Source organism: Dinoroseobacter sp. S124A (assembly GCF_049801015.1).
Classification (GTDB): Bacteria; Pseudomonadota; Alphaproteobacteria; order Rhodobacterales; family Rhodobacteraceae; genus Dinoroseobacter.
The window spans coordinates 30,484-46,887 of sequence record NZ_JBNAGD010000012.1 but is presented as its reverse complement, the minus strand read 5'-3'; the positions used below and the strand labels follow the sequence as shown (position 1 = coordinate 46,887).

The following is a 16,404-nucleotide window of genomic DNA, read 5'->3' as shown; positions in this document are numbered from 1 at the left end:
CTGTCGGTGTTCTGACGGGCGGTTCGGAGCCTGTCAATGGCGCGGCCCGGCGGGCGGGGTGAGCCTGTGTGGCACGCCATTGCGGTCGAGAAACGCTGCAAACCCCGCGAGATAGGCAGGCTGGCGCGCGTTGAACGGGGCCGGGTCGTACTCGGCCAGAAGGCGCGCGGGATCCAGGGCTCCGGCGTCGAGTGCCTGCGCGGCCGGCCGGGCCGGGATGCCCGCCTGCCGGGCCATCTCGGCGGTGCGGCTGTCATGAGTCAGCAGGATCGCGGGCCGCCCGGCCAGAAGGGCGGCGATCACCCCATGGAGCCGCGTGCCGATGACCAGATCGCGGCTGGCGGCCCACGCGATCCAGTTCTCGGCCTGTCCAAACAGCTTCACATGGGCCGCCGCCCAGCCCGCCAGCCGGGCGCGATCGGCCTCCCCCAGGGCCTGGGACAGGAGCGGCCAGGCCGGATCCTCCGGTGGCAGCGCGCCCCGCGCCAGCCGCATCAGCGGCAGCTCGGTCTGGGCCGTGTAATCGGCCCCCAGCCGCCGGGCCTCGCCCAGCATGAACCGGCCCAGCACATGGCGCGGGCTGTCCCGGGCCGGGATCCGGTCCCCGGGCAGCCCGCCATTCAGGCCCAGCCGCAGGGGCCGGTCGGGATCCGGCCGCGCGAGGGGCGCGATCTGCGCCGGGCGGTCCAGGTGATAGAGCAGCGAGGGGCAGCCGGTCACGGTCACATTGTGGATCCCGTAATGGTCCAGCACCTCGGCGCTGAAGGTGCCGCGCACCGAGATCGAGGCGCTGCGCTCGGACACTGCGCTGAGAAACCGCAAACTGCCCCTGGGCAGCTCGGGGATCCGGTCCTCCTGGGCCTGCGCGCCGAGCCCCAGCACCACGGTGGGCTTGTCCATTTGCTCGATCAGGGCGGCCATCTCGCCCAGATCGCGGGCCGGTTGCAGCCAGTTGGCCGCCGCCAGTACCACCCCGTCGCAGGCCTCGGCGATCTCGCCCAGATCGGTGATCTCGCGCGGCGGCCGGGCCAGCCCGCGCACCAGCCGCAGCACCGCCGCCGAGAAGATCAGGTTGCCGGTATTCTGCCCCGTCTCGCTGAGAAACTGCGCCACCGGACGGGTCTCATCGGGCCCGGGCAGCGGATAGATCGCCGAGATATAGGGGGTCTGCACCGTGTATCCGCCTTTTGAAGAGCCTGAGGAGGGGCCTTGTGACGCCCCGCACAGGACCCGCGCGGGGCCCGTTCAGGCCCGTTCATGCCTGTCTAGCGCCGATTGCGCCCGAGGGGGAGGTGCCCCTGCCCTCCTGTCCTGCGGTCTCCGGCGCTATGGGGTCAGTGTCGCCGGATCGGGGATCTGCGCCGCCGGAATGCTCAGGCTGCGCAGCCCGCCTTCGGTGCTGGCCACCGCCGAGAGCACCCCGTGGATCACCGGTCCCGCCTCGGTCAGGGCCAGAAGCGGCGCGCCGCTATCGCCCTGCATGGCGGGGCACGGGGTCTCGAGGATGGCGCCCCCGGCGCGCAATTGGCCGGGCCCGCAGGCCCGGGCCATGGACAGGACATGGGGCCGCAGCCCCGCATAGCCCGCCAGCGCCGTCGCGCTGTCTCCGGTCCCGGAGCGGGCCATGGGCAGGATCCCAGCGCTTGCCCCCAAGGGGGTGTCGAGCACCAGCAGGGCCCAATCCCGGGCAATCCCGCCGCGGAAATCCCGGCTTGCCGGATCCTGTACCGGGTCCAGCACATAGCGGCGCACCCCCGCCACTCCGAGCCCCGTGCCGCGCTGGTAGCCTGCCACAAAGCGCAGGCTCTGGGCCGGGATCCAGGCCTTGCGGGCGTAGTTATAAAGGCAATGGGCCGCGGTCAGCACCACCGCCTCGGCCACCAGCGTGCCGGTGCAATGACTGCGGATCTGCAGGCTGGCGAAATTCACCCGCCCGATGGCCCGCCAGGGCGCGGTCCCGGCATCGAGGATCTCGCGCCCCCGGATCGCGGCACAGCCCGCCTCCCCCTGCCGCCCGGCGCCGCAAATCCCGCTGAGCTCCGGGCGATAGATCTGGTTGTGCAGGGTTCCGGCATCGGGGGTCTGGGCCAGCCCCGGTCCCGGGCCCAAGCCGAGGCTCCCGCCCAACCCGACTCCCCCGCCGAGCAGGAGGGCGCCCAGCAGGTTGGCGATCCCGGCCCGCATCCGGGGCCCGGGATGCGGACGTCCCGCGCCCCTTAAAATTCGCGCGAAACGCCACCCTTTTGCCCTGCCCCTCGCCCGGCCCGTGACGTCGCGGGGGGGGATGTTGTCCGCGCACGAAGCGCAGATTGTCCAAGGGGGGCCAAGGTGGCGCAGATTGTTCATGTCACGACACTGACCGATCCGGTCGCAGTGGACCAGCCCGCTGCGCCGGTCACCGCGTTGGAGATCGGCCAGACCGCCAGCGGGGCGCTGCTCTATGCGAGCAGCCCTGCGGGGGGCGTGGTCACGGCCTATGCGCTCTCGGGCAGTGGGTCGGCGACCCTGGTCGATCAGCAGGCGCTGACCGATCCGCCTTCTGCCGGGGGCGGGGGTGCGGACGCGCCGGAGGCCGTGGTCACCCTGAACGGGCAGATATACCGGGTGGTGCTCGACCATCCGGATCACGCGGTGCAGCTTTTTCGCCTGAACCCCACGGGCGGGTCCGATCTGGTCGCGACCATGGGGGCGGAGCAGGGTCTGGGCCTGTCGACCCCCACGCAGCTTGAGGTGCTGGAGATCGCAGGCACGGCCTATGCCATCATCGGCGGGGCCGGGTCCTCCTCCCTCAGTGTTCTGGAGGTGACCGCCACGGGGGAGCTGATCCCCCGGGACCATGTCATCGACGATATGGAGACCCGGTTCTCCCGGGTTACCAGCCTCGAGACGCTGCAGGTCGACGGGCGCAGCTATGTGATTGCGGGCGGGGCCGATGACGGCCTGTCCCTGTTCGAGCTTTTGCCGGGGGGGCGGCTCGTCCATCTCGATACGGTGGCCGACAGTGCCGAGATGTCCCTGGTGAATGTGGTGACCCTGGCCGCCCAGGAGACGGGAAACGGCCTGCAGATCTTCGCCGGATCCGAGCGGGAGCCCGGGGTGACCCAGCTGCAGGTTTCGCTGGGCACGACCGGGGCGGCGCAGCTCGCCTGGGATGGCGGGGCGACCCTGACGGGCACGGCGGGGGCGGACCTGCTGGTGGGCGGTGCCGGGGCCGACCTGCTGAAAGGTGGCGCGGGCGCGGATCTGCTGCTCGATGGCGGCGGAGAGGACCGGATGCAGGGCGGTGCCGGCGCGGATCTCTTCCTGCTGGATGCCGATGGCGCGGTGGATCACATCCTCGATTTCGATCCGCGCGAGGATGTGCTGGATCTCTCGGCCTGGACCATGCTGCGCAGCATGGATCAGATTGCCATCACCCAGACCAGCGATGGCGCCCGCCTCAGCTTTGGCGAGGAGGTGCTGATCCTGCACAACCCGGAGGGCGGGGCCTATGACCCGAGCCTGCTGGCCGGGCTCGATGTGCTCAATCTCAGCCGGGTGCATCTGACCATGTTCGACGGCCTGACCCCGGACCCGGTGCAGATCCTGTTCGAAGGCAGCGCGGCGGGCGAGACGATCCATGGCAACGCGGCGGACAACACCCTGCTGGGCCTGGGGGGCAATGACATCCTGCTGGGCCGGGCCGGGGCGGATACGCTCGATGGCGGGGCGGGCACGGATCGGGCGGCCTATTGGACCGCGAGCGCCGGGATCCTGGCGGATCTGCAATTCGCCCATGCCAATACCGGCGAGGCGGCAGGCGATACCTATATCAGCATCGAAAACCTGCAGGGCACCAATCACCAGGACGATCTGCGCGGCGACGGGGCGGCGAACACGATCTGGGGCAATGCCGGGGATGATACGCTCCATGGGCGCGGCGGCCATGACCGGCTGGTTGGGGCCGATGGCGATGACATCCTGCTGGGGGGGACCGGGGCGGATCGGCTCGAGGGTGGGGCGGGGCTCGACCGGGCCGCCTATTGGGCCGCGAGCGCCGGGCTTCTGGTGGATCTGCAATTTGCCCAGCTCAATACCGGGGATGCGGCAGGCGACAGTTTCGACAGCATCGAGGCCCTGATCGGCAGCAAACACCATGATGATCTGCGCGGGGATGGCGGCGACAACATCCTGCAGGGCAATGAGGGGGACGACAGCCTCCATGGTCGCAACGGAGATGATCACCTCATCGGTGGGGCCGGGAATGACCTGCTGCAGGGGGGCGCGGGCGCGGACCAGCTGGTTGGTGGCGCGGGCACGGACCGGGCCGCCTATTACGCCTCCAATGGGCAGATCATCGCGGATCTGGAATTTGTCCATGTCAATCAGGGGGACGCGGCGGGCGACAGCTATGACAGTATCGAGGATCTTCAGGGCGGCGAGAGCAATGACGATCTGCGCGGTGACGGGGCGGCCAACACGCTCTGGGGTGGGGCCGGCAATGACACGCTCCACGGGCGCGGGGGCCATGACCGGCTGGTCGGGGATGCGGGCAACGACCTCCTTCTGGGGGGGGCGGGTGCTGACGACCTGATCGGTGGGTCCGGCACGGACCGGGCCGCCTATTGGACCGCCAGTGCTGGGATCCTCGCGGATCTGCAATTTGCCGGGGCCAATACGGGTGAGGCGGCGGGCGATACCTATGCCGGTATCGAGGATCTGCAGGGCAGCCAGTACCGGGACGACCTGCGCGGCGACGGGGCGGCCAACACGCTCTGGGGCGGGTCGGGCAATGACACGCTCCACGGGCGCGGGGGCCATGACCGGCTTGTCGGGGATGCGGGGGATGATGTGCTGCTCGGCGGGGCGGGTGCGGACCAGTTGGTCGGCGGCGCAGGCACGGATCGCGCGGCCTATTGGGCTTCGAGCGTGGGGCTCCTGGTGGACCTGCAATTTGCCGCCTCCAATACGGGCGAGGCTGCCGGAGACAGCTATGCCGGTATCGAGGACCTGCAGGGCAGCAAGTATCACGACGATCTGCGGGGTACGAACGGGGCCAACAGTCTCTGGGGCGGGGCGGGTGACGATACGCTTCACGGGCGGGGCGGCCATGATCAGCTTGTTGGCGGTGATGGAGAGGACGTCCTGCTCGGCGGCGCAGGCGCGGACCGGCTCGACGGTGGGGCTGGCACGGATCGTGCAGCCTATTGGACGGCCAGTAGCGGCGTTCTGGCGGATCTCGCCTATACCCATCTCAATACGGGCGAGGCTGCCGGGGATAGCTATACCAGTGTGGAGGACCTGCAGGGGTCCCGGTTCGAGGACCGGTTGCGGGGCGATGCCGGGGCCAACAGCCTCTGGGGTGGCGACGGGCATGACACCCTCCATGGCCGCGCCGGCGATGATCGTCTCTTCGGTCAGAACGGTCGGGACTACATGGTCGGAGGCGCCGGGAATGACCGGCTCAATGGGGGTGCGGGGGCAGATACCTTCGTCTTCGAAGCCGGCCATGATGTGATCGAGGATCTGACTCTTGGCGAGGATCAGTTGCGCCTGTCCTCGGAGCTGTTCGATGGTCAGCCGATAACTGCCGAAACGCTTGATCCTTTTGTCACGGCGCAAGCTGCGGGACTTCTCCTCGATTTCGGTTCGGGAAACAGTCTTCTACTGGTGAATATACACGTGCCGGAAGACATCCTGGGTTCCATCAGCTTGTTGTAAGCCTGCATGTGTTGACCCAGTTCCACTGGAACGCTCTTGGCAACTAATCTGCGCTTCTGTAGGCCCAAATGGTCAAGCCAAGTGAACGAGATCGGATCGGTCTACATGCGATATCTATCTACTTTGTGCACGCCAGGTGTTCATGAAGTTGAAATTCGTGCCCATTTCAAAGAGAACGCCTTGTATACGGGTGACGCCCCTGTTTTTGAGAAACCTCTCTATCTATTGGCCTTCGTGAATCGAAGTGGGTCCAACCTGCTGGCCGAGTACCTGCGGATGACTCCGCATCTGCGCGGGTTTCGGGAACAGTTGATCTTCTCGACGGTCAAGCAGTTCTGCACAAACAACAGTATCTCGGATTTCCCCAGTTATCTCCACGCGATCAGCAAGGCTGCGCAGGATATGGGACAGGCCTATGGGCTCAAAGCGTCTTGGGATCAGATCTTGATGCTCTACAGGTTTGGGGTCTTCAATATGTACCCTGCTGTGCGCGTCATACATATTCAGCGGGAGGACATTCTAGGCCAGGCGGTGTCCTATCAGATTGCCTTGCAGACCAAGCAATGGACCAGCGAGCACAAGGCAACGGGCACGCAAGACTGCCGCTTTGATGCTGATCAGATTTCCCAGATCATCGGCAGTGTCATCGACGGGAACCATCTCATCGCGCAGGTTTGCACCATTCTCGATTTGCCGCGGGTTACGGTCTCCTATGAAAACCTTGTCGCGGAGCCTGGGAAAGTGATCCGCGAACTCGCCCCGTTCACCGAGCAAGATTTGTCGAAGTGGAAGCCGAAAGCCCCGAAGATCTCTAAGCAGACATCCTCTTTGAACGAGCAGTTTCGGCAAGAATACCTGAACTATGCGCGGGGCGCTCTGCAGCCGGACTGACGGGGGTAAGACTGCGGACGTCCCTCAGGGTTAGGCCATCCTTGGCCCCTGCATATTGCTTTCATGCAGGGCTATGGCCTCCTCGAGGTTCTCGAAATAGTGGGCTTTTCCATGTTCTAACACGAGGGCAGAGTCGCACATCTGCCGGATCTGCGGCATGGAATGGCTGACCACGATGGCCCCGGATTCGGCCATGCGGGCATTGAAGAGTTCGGTTGCTTTTGACCGGAACGCCGCATCCCCCACCGAGGTGACCTCATCCACAAGATAGGTGTCAAAGCCGATCCCCATGGAAACCCCGAAGGCCAGCCGGGATCTCATCCCCGAGGAATAGCTGCGCAAGGGGAGCCGGAAGTGTTTGCCGAGCTCGGCGAAATCCTCGACGAAATCGCTCAGCGCATTGGTATCCACCCCATAGACCCGGGCGATGAACTTAGTGTTCTGGGCACCTGACAGGTCCGGATGAAAGGATCCGGCAAACCCCACGGGCCAGGAGATCGAGCCCGTGGACAGGATCCGTCCGGATGTGGCATCCATGGTTCCCGCGATCATCCGCAGCAGGGTCGATTTCCCTGCCCCGTTACGCCCCAGCAGGGCGACGGAGGTGCGCGAGGGGATCGTCAGGTTGACGTTCTGCATGATCATCTTGGACTGACCATGCAGCACGAAGCGTTTGGTGAGGTTCTCGAACCGGATCATCGCGTCTCGTCCCTGCTCCGCCGCGTCTGGCTCAGCGCCGGTCCCGCAGGGAATAGGCCACCAGCGCCGTGATCGACCAGGCCAGGAAGGAAAAGAGCGTGATCAGCCCCAGCAGGAAGCCGCGCTCGGGATATTCCGCACGTTCCGCTAGGGTCGGGCGGATATGGGCGGCGAGATAGCGGCTCTGGCGGCGGGCCTCGTTGCGGGCCGCGTCAAAGGCCGCGAGGGCGGCCACATAGCTCTGCTGGGCAAATTCCAGATCCACGGCCAGGGTCTCGTACTCGCCCACCAGATCGGCAAAGACCGAGCGCTCATCGGAACTGCCTCCGCCCAGGCCCATCTTGCGGCGCTCTTCGTCGATACGGCGCTCGATCACTTCCACGCGCAGCTCACCCTGGGTGATCCGCGGATCGCCGGGCCGCGTGGTTTCACGCAGCAGATCCACCTCGATCAGCGCATCGGCCAGCTGGGCCTCCAGATTGGTCAGAAGCCCCATCTGGCTCTGGGTGTCGATGGTCGGATCGACGATCTGGGTGCGGTTGCGGAACGCATTCAGCGCGACCCGCGCCTCGCGCAGCCGGACCACCGCCTGATCGAGCTCGTCGCGGGCATAGCGGATGGCATCCTCCCGGGCGAGCGTCGAGAGCTCGTTGATCATCGCGCTGCTCTTGTCGAAGATCGCCTCGGCGATGGCCTGCGCATCCCGGGGCGCAAAGGCCAGCACCCGCAGATCCAGAAGCCCCGAGCCACTGTCGTAATAGATCGCCACCTTGCGTTCCCAATGGGCCACCAGATCCTCGATTGTGCCCGGAGCCTCATAGGCAAAGATCGGATCCACGGCCGGGTCTGCCCGGCTCCACATCTCGCGCAGGTCGAGCTCGGCATCGATATTGGCGACCAGCTCCTGGCCTTGCAGGAACTTGTAGAGGATATCCGTATCCGAGCTGGACGAGCCCGACAGTTCCGTCACCCCGCCCAACAACTCGATCGCCGAGCCGATCTCTTCGGTGCGCACGGAAAACCCCACATAAGAGGCGTATTGGTCCACGGCCCGGGTCCAGAGATAGCCCGCCGAGATCCCCATGGGCAGCAGGACCATGGCCACAAAGCTCGCCAGAAGCAGCACATGCCGCCGCGCGCCCCGGGCCGGTTGTGCCGGGGGCGGGACAGGTGCCGGGGCCGCCGCCTGGGCCGGGGCCGGAGCCTGTTGCGCGCGGGCCGGAGCCGCGCCGCCCTGGGCGGCGGGCTGACCCGGACGCGGTCCCGGCGCCTGGCCTGGCCGGGCCTGTCCCTGTCTCGGACCCGGTTTGGCCCCGGGGTGCGGCCCTGCCTTGGCAGGGGGCGGGGTCTGGCCCTGCGCTGCGCCCGGTTGACCCCCGGGTTTGGCTTGGGGCTTTGCCTGGGGTCTGTCCGGGGACTTGCTCTGCGCGGGACCTTTGCCGGGGGCCTGCGCGGGACCTTTGCCGGGGGCCTGCGCGGGACCTTTGGCGCCGGGCTGTGCGGCGGCGCCCGGCGGCTGAGCCTTGGGCGGCTTGGATTTCTGCTTGGGGGCGGGCTGCGGCGGCTGGGCCTGCTGTGCCGGACGCCCCTGCCCTGCGGCCACAGGTTCGGGTCCGGGCTGGGGGGCCGCAGGCTGCTGTGGCGCGGCCTCGCCCTTCGGGCCGGCAGGGGCGGGTTTGACGGGATCTGACGGCACGGGCGGGGACGCTTTCGGTTGGGTCACGGGACGTCGTCCTCTGAAACGAAGGGAGGGCAGGCCTGCGCGGGCGCCTCTTCTCCGTGCTACAGAAAAACTTCGACCTTTGCCAGCGCCGGGCCCCGGGCTGTCCTGTGACCCAGCGCCCCTGCCCGGCCCCGCGTGGCGTTTGGTCCGGACCGCCGCCCGCCGTGCAAATTGTAATTGTGCCGGGCTTGGGCCATACCAAGAGCCAGTTTGTCCCAATCGGTCCGGCCCGTCATGAGCCCCCCACCCGCCTCAGACACCCCCGTTGCCACGGCCCCGCCGTTGACACCGAAGCTGCGTCCGGTGGGGCGACGGCCCTTTGCCACCCTGCGCACCATCATTGCCCTGATGCTGCGCGAGATGGCGACCACCTATGGCCGGTCGCCGGGGGGGTATATCTGGGCCGTGCTGGAGCCCGTGGGCGGGATTGCCCTGCTGACCCTGGTCTTCTCGGCGGGCTTCAAGTCGCCGCCCATGGGGACCGTGTTCGTGATCTTCTATGCCACGGGCCTGATCCCCTTCCTGATGTTTCTGGATGTGAGCGGCAAGCTGGCCCTGTCGATCCTGTTCTCGCGACAATTGCTGGCCTATCCGGGCGTCACCTATATCGATGCGCTGATCGCGCGGTTCATCCTGAACACGCTGACCCAGCTGATGGTGGCCTATATCATCTTCACCGGGATCCTGCTGTTCTTCGACACGCGAACCACGCTGGAGCTTGACCGGATCGCCCTCGGTTTTGCCATGACCATGGCGCTCGCGCTGGGTGTCGGGACGATGAACTGCTTTCTGTTTTCCATGTTCCCGGTCTGGCAGCGGGTCTGGTCGATCCTCACGCGTCCGCTCTTCATCCTGTCCTGTATCTTCTTTCTGTACGAGTCGGTCCCGGATCTCGTACGCGACTACCTGTGGTATCTGCCCACGGTGCATCTGACCGGGATCATGCGCAGCGCCTTCTATGTCGGCTATGACGCCTCCTATGTCAGCCCGACCTATGTCTTCGTGGTCAGCGGGGTGTTGATGGTGACGGGTCTCGTCTTCCTGCGCCGCTATCACCGCGAAGTCCTGAACAATGCCTGAGCCCGCCCCGCAGGGCGGCGCGCATATCCGCATTCTCATGGGCACCTATAATGGCGGGCGGCATCTGCGGGCCCAGCTCGACAGCTTCGCCGACCAGACCCATGGGGACTGGTCGCTCTGGGTTTCCGATGACGGCTCGCAGGATGACACGCGCGCGGTGCTGGCCGGTTTTGCCGCCGATCACCCGACCCGGCAGATCCGCCTGCTGGAGGGGCCGGGCCAGGGGGCTGCGGCGAATTTCCTGTCGCTCCTGTGCCATCCGGAGCTGCCCCGGGACGGGGCGGTGATCGCGCTTTCGGATCAGGATGACGTCTGGATGCCCGACCGGCTGGCCCAGGCGCAGGCCCATCTGGCGCGCCATCCGGCGGAGGCCTGCGTGCTCTATGCGGCCAATACGGTGCTGACCGACCCGGCCCTCACCCCGATCCGCCAGATCCGCAGCCGTGGCGCGGATCCGGGGTTCGAGAACGCGCTGGTGCAGAACATCATCGCGGGCAATACCGTGGCGCTCAGCCCGGCCGCGGCGGATCTGGTGCGCCGCGCCACGCCCCCGGGCCCGGTGCCCTATCACGACTGGTGGCTCTATCTGCTGATCACCGGCGCGGGCGGAACCGTGGTCTATGACCGGGGCCAGCGGCTCTATTACCGTCAGCATGAGGGCAATGTGCTGGGCGCCCATCGCGGGGCGCGGGCCGGGCTGCGCCGGATCTGGCTGAGCGTGAACGGCACCTATCGCGGCTGGGTGCAGGACAATCTCGCCGCCCTCTGGGCCGTGGCCGAGCATCTGACCCCGGACCACCGGGCACAGGTGGCGCGGCTGCGGGCGGATATGGGCCGGGCGGGCCCGCGCCGGGTGCGGGCCTTGCGCGAGGCGGGCATTCGGCGTGACAGCCCGGCGGGGCGCGCGGCGCTGACCCTTCTGGCCCTGACCGGCCGGATCTGATCGGGCCTCTAACCGGGACTGTAACTGGGGCCTCTGACTGGCGGGTCTGATCGGGGCTTTGACTGGGACTTTGACTGGGGGCCTTTGATCGGGCGCCCGGAGCCGCCCCCTGAGCGGGTTTGCGCGCCTGGATCCATGGGGGCAGGACGGGCTTGCCGGGACTGGCTAATGATTGGTTAACTTCGAGCCGTTATCGAGATCTTAACGACTGTCTTCCGGCGAGGAGCCGACACGACCATGATCACCCCTGTCATCCTGTGCGGCGGGTCGGGCACCCGGCTCTGGCCCCTCTCGCGCAAGAGCTACCCCAAGCAATTCGCCCCCCTGGCCGGGGCGGATCACAGCCTGTTTCAGGCCGCGGCAGGGCGGCTCGCGGGGGCCGCAGACGGGCAGATCGCCCCGCCGGTCGTCGTCACGGGCGAAGACTTCCGCTTCATCGCCGCCGAGCAGCTGGCCGGGATCGGGCAAGAGGAGGCGACCCTCCTGATCGAGCCCGCCGCGCGCAATACTGGCCCCGCGGTGCTGGCCGCCGCCCTCTGGCTGGAGGCGGCGGATCCCGAGGCGCTGATGCTGGTGATGCCTTCGGATCATGTGATCCCCGATGCGGCCGGCTTTGCCGAGACCGTGGCCGGGGCGGTCCCCGCTGTCCGGGCGGGCCGCATCGTCACCTTCGGCATCGCCCCGCACCGGGCGGAGACGGGCTATGGCTGGCTCGACCCGGTCCCGCCCGCCCCCGGCGAGACCGACCAGAGCGTGCGCCCCCTGCGGGGCTTCGTGGAAAAACCCGATACCGCCCGTGCGGAGGCCATGCTCGATGCGGGCGGGTATCTGTGGAATGCGGGCATCTTCCTCTTCTCGGTGGCGACCCTGCGCGCCGCGGTGGCCGCCCATCTGCCCGCCCTGCTCGACCCGGTGGCCGAGGCGGTTGCGGGGGCGCGGGCGGATCTGAACTTCTACCGGCTCGACCCGGTGCCCTGGGCCCGGGTGCCCGAGATCTCGATCGATCACGGGGTGATGGAGCGGGCCGAAAACCTCAGCGTGGCGCCCTATGACGGGGCCTGGTCCGATCTGGGCGACTGGGAGGCGGTCTGGCGTCAGGCCGGTCCCGATGCCCGCGGCGTGGTCACCGAAGGCCCGGCCACGGCGCTGGATTGCGACACCACCCTGCTGCATTCCGGGGCGGACGGGCTCGAGGTGGTGGGGCTTGGCCTCAAGGATACGGTGGTCGTGGCCCTGCCCGATGCGGTGCTGGTGGCCGATGCCTCCCGCACGCAGGAGGTGCGCGACGTGGTCGACACGCTCAAGGTCAAGCGCGCCCGTCAGGCCGAGACCTTTGCCCGGGATTACCGTCCCTGGGGCTGGTTCGAGACCCTCGCCCTGTCCGAGCGGTTTCAGGTCAAGCGGATCGTGGTCAAGCCGGGCGGTGCGCTCTCGCTGCAATCCCATCTGCACCGGGCCGAGCACTGGATCGTCGTCGAGGGCACGGCCCAGGTCACCGTGGGCAACGAGGCCCGGCTCGTGGCCGAGAGCCAGTCGATCCACATCCCTCTGGGGGCGCGGCACCGGCTCGAGAACCCGGGCAAGGTGCCCGTTGTGCTGATCGAGGTGCAGACCGGCACCTATCTCGGCGAGGATGACATCATTCGCCACGAGGACCTTTATGCCCGGGCCTGCGCGGAATAGCGCCACGAGAGGCGGCAAACCCTGTCTGATCCTGTTCCTTTCGCACCTGCGGCACCGGTCCGAGTTGCCTGCCCGCCTGCCATGGGGGACAAGAGCGAAAACTGCCCCGGCCCGGCATCGAGTCGCGGCCTGTGACCAGCCCCCGTGACCAGCCGTGGAGCACATCCCCATGTCCACCCCGTCCTCCGATCCCGGTTCTACCCCGCCCACCCAGGGCCAGCAGGCGGCGATCATCATTCCCCATTACAATGACGTGGTGCGGCTGCGCACCTGTCTTGCGGCGCTTGTGCCCCAGATCGCGGCCCTGACCCAAGGGGACGGGCCGGGGCCCGTGGACCTTGTGGTGATCGACAATGGCTCGACCCAGGACCTGGACCCGATCCGGGCCGATTTTCCCCAGGCCCGGTTTCTGAGCGAGCCGCAAAAGGGCGCGGCCCCGGCCCGCAATACCGGCGTGCGCGAGAGCACGGCGCCTTGCCTGTTCTTCATCGATGCCGATTGCGTGCCCGATCCCGACTGGCTGAAAACGGCGCTGGATCTGAGCGGTTGGGACGGGATCATCGGCGGGCGGGTCGATGTCTTTGACGAGACCCCGCCGCCCCGCTCGGGGGCCGAAGCCTTCGAGACGGTCTTCGCCTTCCCCCAGGAGCAGTATGTCACCCGCAAGAACTTCTCGGTGACGGCCAATCTGCTGACCACCCGCAAGGTCTTTGAGGATACCGGGCCGTTCGACGGCACCGTGGTGGAGGATAGCGACTGGTGTCAGCGCGCCGTGGCCCGGGGCTGGCCCATCGCCTATCACCCGGAGCTGGGGGTCGGCCACCCGACCCGCAATGACTGGTCGGCCCTGCGCCGCAAATGGAAGCGGACCACGGCGGAGAATTACTTTGCCGGTGGCACGGATCTGGTCTCGCGCCTCCGCTGGGCCTTGCGCGCGGGGGCCGTACTGGCCTCGGCACCGCTGCATATCCCGCGGGTGCTGCGCCATCCGGCCCTGGCCGCAGGCGAACGCGGGCCGTGCATCGGTGTGCTGATCCGGCTGCGTGTCCTGCGCGCAGGCTGGATGCTGCGCCAGGCCGTTTTCGGAGAGCGGCCGCTCAATACCTGAGACGTCCGGGGGCTTGCCGCGACAGCCCGATGCGCCCCGATGGGCCACAAGACCGGGAACCGGGCGATCCGGATCCCGGCCCTGGTCTCAGGCCCGCTGCAGGGCCCCGGCCACCGCACTGCCATCCGCAGGCAGGGCCCGACCCATCATGTCAGAGCCATAGGGCCGCAGGTCCTCGGGGATCTGGGCCAACTGGGTTGTGACAGAGGGGGTGTAATCCCCGTTGCCCTGGCCATTGGTCCCACTCTGGTCATTGGCAAACGCGACCTCGAGCGGGGCGATGGTGGTGCCCGCCTGCGTGCCGTCGGACGCGATGTCGCCAATCCACGAGAGCGGATAGAAGGCCCTGTCGCCATTGTCCCGGCTTTCCCCCTTGAGGATGGTGTTGCCATGGGCGCCGACCTCGTAGCGGATGTTCCAGTTGCCCACCCGGGCCGGGTCCGTGCCCCCGCTCTGGTAGCCGAAGAAATCGCCTGCCTTCGTGTTGCGCTCGTAGAAGATATTGAAGCGCATGACCGTCAGGTGGTCGCGCCGGGTCGCGCCGCCTGCATCGGTGTAACTGATATTCGCGCGCCCCCCGAGGAAGGTGTTCCCGATCAGGGTGATGTTTTCGCTGCTATCCGTGTTGCCATCGCCATTGATCAGGAACCCCGGCCCCGAGCCGCCATTGCCGAACACCTCGAAGACATTGCCGATCAACCCGATGCCGAGCGTGGTCGTGGTATGGTTGATGGCCAGGGCCTGCAGGTAATCGCTGCGATGCGCGGAGATGAAGCTCCAGCCCACGAAAAGACCATCTGCCCGGCCGGCCGTGTTCGGGGAAATCTGGCCATTCGGGATCCGGCTGGCCACGCAGGCCACGGTGGACGGGGCCAGGAAATTGCCGGCGCAGCCGATGATCTTCTGGGCGCCGACCTGGCCGCTCTCCTGGGTGCAGTCCTCGAAATAGGAGGCGTCATAGCGCCAGAAGAAATTGGCTGTCGGGGCAAAGCCACCATCATCAATCGTGACATTCTGCATCGCGAGATAGGTGGCCCGCGCGCTGGTGCCCGCGTCGATCATGCGAATGGCCGAGGCGGTCCTGCGCCGGATTGTGAGGTTCCGCACGCGCACCTTCTCGGGGAAGCTGGTATTGGTGCTGGACCCGGCATCCTGATAGATCACATTGGCCGGTGTGCTGCCCGGCACGCCCTCAATGGTCATGCAATAGTCGTCGCAGACCCGGTTCGGCATCACCGAATGGGTATGGACGGCCTCGACAAGCCGCATCACCGAGCCATCAATCGCACCCCGTCCGGTATTGGCGTCATGCCAGTTGCGCAGCGCCGCCGAGGCAAGGGCGGTCGTTGCAAAAGGGGTGGCCGCCGCGGCTACCGGATCCGTCGAGACCGCTGCGCCGCCCCCCGCGGCCGGATCCACATAGGCATAGAGGGTCTGGCGCCAGTTGTTGCGGTTGTTGCCGAAGGTCAGCACGCTGTTTTCGGATGCGGGCTTGCCGGCGGTGATGTCGCTGACCCGATGCATGCTCCCGACCCAGGGCAGGAATTCGGCGTCGATGGTGAAGGTATTCCCCCTTGCCCCGGCCGAGGACAGGGAGGAGATATCCACGGTGCCTTCATAGGCGCAGGCCGTATAGCCGCTGCTGGCATATGGCACCGGCAGGCAATCCGTGACCAGAAGACTGGCCTCGGCCCCCAGATGATCCCGCACGATGAACCGCACGCCGGCCACGGGCTGGCCCTTGCGCGCATGGCGATGCGCCACGGCGATCCGGAGCGAGACGCTGTTCTGTCCGGCGCCGACCTCCTGACGATCCGGGACCAGCCAAGCGAATTGCGCATGGGGCGGCATCCGGCCGGAGCTGTTTGTGGCCCCGCCAAGCGTATCGCTCGCATAGACATAATCGCTCAGGGCGACCATGTCCGCCGTGGGGGTGGCCTCGCCGGGCTCGCGGACCCGCGCGGTGATGGCGATGACCTCGTCAAAGGTCGTCTCGGCGCCGCTCGTGTCAAAGCCTGTACGGGTCACAAGCGCCTGACTGCCAGTGACGTCGGCGGGTGGTGCGGGCCATACCGCCTGCCAGCCATCCCCGGACACCATGCTCAGGGGGGAGGAATCCACGGGACGCGCCGCCACGGTCACGGATGTGCTGAACAGGCGCTGGTTGCCGGCGTCATCCGAGACGGTCAGCGTGAGATCCAGAACGCTCCCTTCCTGCAGGATGTGAGAGGCCGGAACCGCCGCGCCATCGCTTTGATAGAGCGCTGTCACCGAGGTGATCTGACCCTCTGAACTGGCAAAATTGCCGGGCGAGAGCAGGGCTGCCGGCACAGCCTCCTGCGCGGTCTGCCCCTCCGTCACCGGCGTGAGATCAAGAGAGCCCTGCGCCGTGATGACAAGGACCGGAGCCTCCCCCGCCAATTGGGCCGGTACGACAGAAATTGCGAATCCGATCATCCGATCTGCTCCATCAGGGAAGAGGCGGGCACAATCTGGCGGGCCATTCTGTGTCGGGCGGAGAGAGGAGAGGAAACGGGCATGCTGGATCCCTTTGAGTGCGAAAAGACCTGAACGGTC

The 16,404-nt window shown here is 67.3% G+C and carries 12 protein-coding genes; 7 read left to right on the top strand and 5 right to left on the bottom strand.

The window, feature by feature from the left end; genetic code table 11:
* Positions 1–33 precede the first annotated feature (33 nt).
* Both ACP15I_RS21005 and ACP15I_RS21000 read right to left on the bottom strand, forming a co-directional pair.
* Positions 34–1,173, bottom strand: coding sequence for a polysaccharide pyruvyl transferase family protein (locus ACP15I_RS21005; RefSeq protein ID WP_424976556.1), 1,140 nt, complete (start codon positions 1,171–1,173; stop codon positions 34–36).
* A gap of 153 nt (positions 1,174–1,326) precedes the next feature.
* Positions 1,327–2,109 carry a trypsin-like serine peptidase gene (locus ACP15I_RS21000; protein WP_424976555.1) on the bottom strand — a complete coding sequence of 261 codons (783 nt, stop codon included), beginning with the start codon at positions 2,107–2,109 and terminating at the stop codon, positions 1,327–1,329.
* 219 nt (positions 2,110–2,328) lie between these two features.
* Here ACP15I_RS21000 and ACP15I_RS20995 point away from each other — a divergent pair, with 219 nt between their 5' ends.
* Together ACP15I_RS20995 and ACP15I_RS20990 are read left to right on the top strand one after the other, a co-directional pair.
* Positions 2,329–5,700, top strand: coding sequence for a calcium-binding protein (locus ACP15I_RS20995; RefSeq protein ID WP_424976554.1), 3,372 nt, complete (start codon positions 2,329–2,331; stop codon positions 5,698–5,700).
* A 105-nt stretch (positions 5,701–5,805) separates the two neighbouring features.
* Complete coding sequence (locus ACP15I_RS20990; protein WP_424976553.1) at positions 5,806–6,591, top strand: Stf0 family sulfotransferase; 786 nt, start codon at positions 5,806–5,808, stop codon at positions 6,589–6,591.
* Between the two features lie 30 nt (positions 6,592–6,621).
* Here ACP15I_RS20990 and ACP15I_RS20985 read toward each other — a convergent pair whose 3' ends face one another.
* Together ACP15I_RS20985 and ACP15I_RS20980 are read right to left on the bottom strand one after the other, a co-directional pair.
* Positions 6,622–7,290, bottom strand: a complete 669-nt coding sequence (locus tag ACP15I_RS20985; protein WP_424976552.1) for an ABC transporter ATP-binding protein — start codon at positions 7,288–7,290, stop codon at positions 6,622–6,624.
* Between the two features lie 31 nt (positions 7,291–7,321).
* Positions 7,322–8,416 carry a capsule biosynthesis protein gene (locus tag ACP15I_RS20980; protein ID WP_424976551.1) on the bottom strand — a complete coding sequence of 365 codons (1,095 nt, stop codon included), beginning with the start codon at positions 8,414–8,416 and terminating at the stop codon, positions 7,322–7,324.
* Positions 8,417–8,677: 261 nt separating this feature from the next.
* On the opposite strand from ACP15I_RS20980, the gene ACP15I_RS20975 reads away from it, so the two are divergent.
* The 5 genes from ACP15I_RS20975 to ACP15I_RS20955 all read left to right on the top strand — a co-directional run bounded on the left by ACP15I_RS20975 (position 8,678) and on the right by ACP15I_RS20955 (position 13,827).
* Complete coding sequence (locus ACP15I_RS20975) at positions 8,678–8,980, top strand: hypothetical protein (protein WP_424976550.1); 303 nt, start codon at positions 8,678–8,680, stop codon at positions 8,978–8,980.
* A 315-nt stretch (positions 8,981–9,295) separates the two neighbouring features.
* The gene (locus tag ACP15I_RS20970; RefSeq protein WP_424976549.1) at positions 9,296–10,093 is read left to right on the top strand and encodes an ABC transporter permease; all 798 of its coding nucleotides are present in this window, start codon (positions 9,296–9,298) and stop codon (positions 10,091–10,093) included.
* Positions 10,086–11,036: a glycosyltransferase family 2 protein gene (locus ACP15I_RS20965; RefSeq protein ID WP_424976548.1), complete on the top strand. Its 951-nt coding sequence runs from the start codon at positions 10,086–10,088 to the stop codon at positions 11,034–11,036. The genes ACP15I_RS20970 and ACP15I_RS20965 overlap by 8 nt, the downstream gene beginning before the upstream one ends.
* Positions 11,037–11,273: 237 nt before the next feature.
* Positions 11,274–12,719 carry a mannose-1-phosphate guanylyltransferase/mannose-6-phosphate isomerase gene (locus ACP15I_RS20960; RefSeq protein ID WP_424976547.1) on the top strand — a complete coding sequence of 482 codons (1,446 nt, stop codon included), beginning with the start codon at positions 11,274–11,276 and terminating at the stop codon, positions 12,717–12,719.
* 169 nt (positions 12,720–12,888) lie between these two features.
* Positions 12,889–13,827 (top strand): glycosyltransferase family 2 protein, encoded by a 939-nt coding sequence (locus tag ACP15I_RS20955; RefSeq protein ID WP_424976546.1) that lies wholly within the window; start codon positions 12,889–12,891, stop codon positions 13,825–13,827.
* Between the two features lie 87 nt (positions 13,828–13,914).
* Here the strand turns inward: ACP15I_RS20955 and ACP15I_RS20950 are convergent, their stop codons facing one another.
* Positions 13,915–16,284, bottom strand: coding sequence for a hypothetical protein (locus ACP15I_RS20950; RefSeq protein ID WP_424976545.1), 2,370 nt, complete (start codon positions 16,282–16,284; stop codon positions 13,915–13,917).
* Positions 16,285–16,404: the final 120 nt, after the last annotated feature.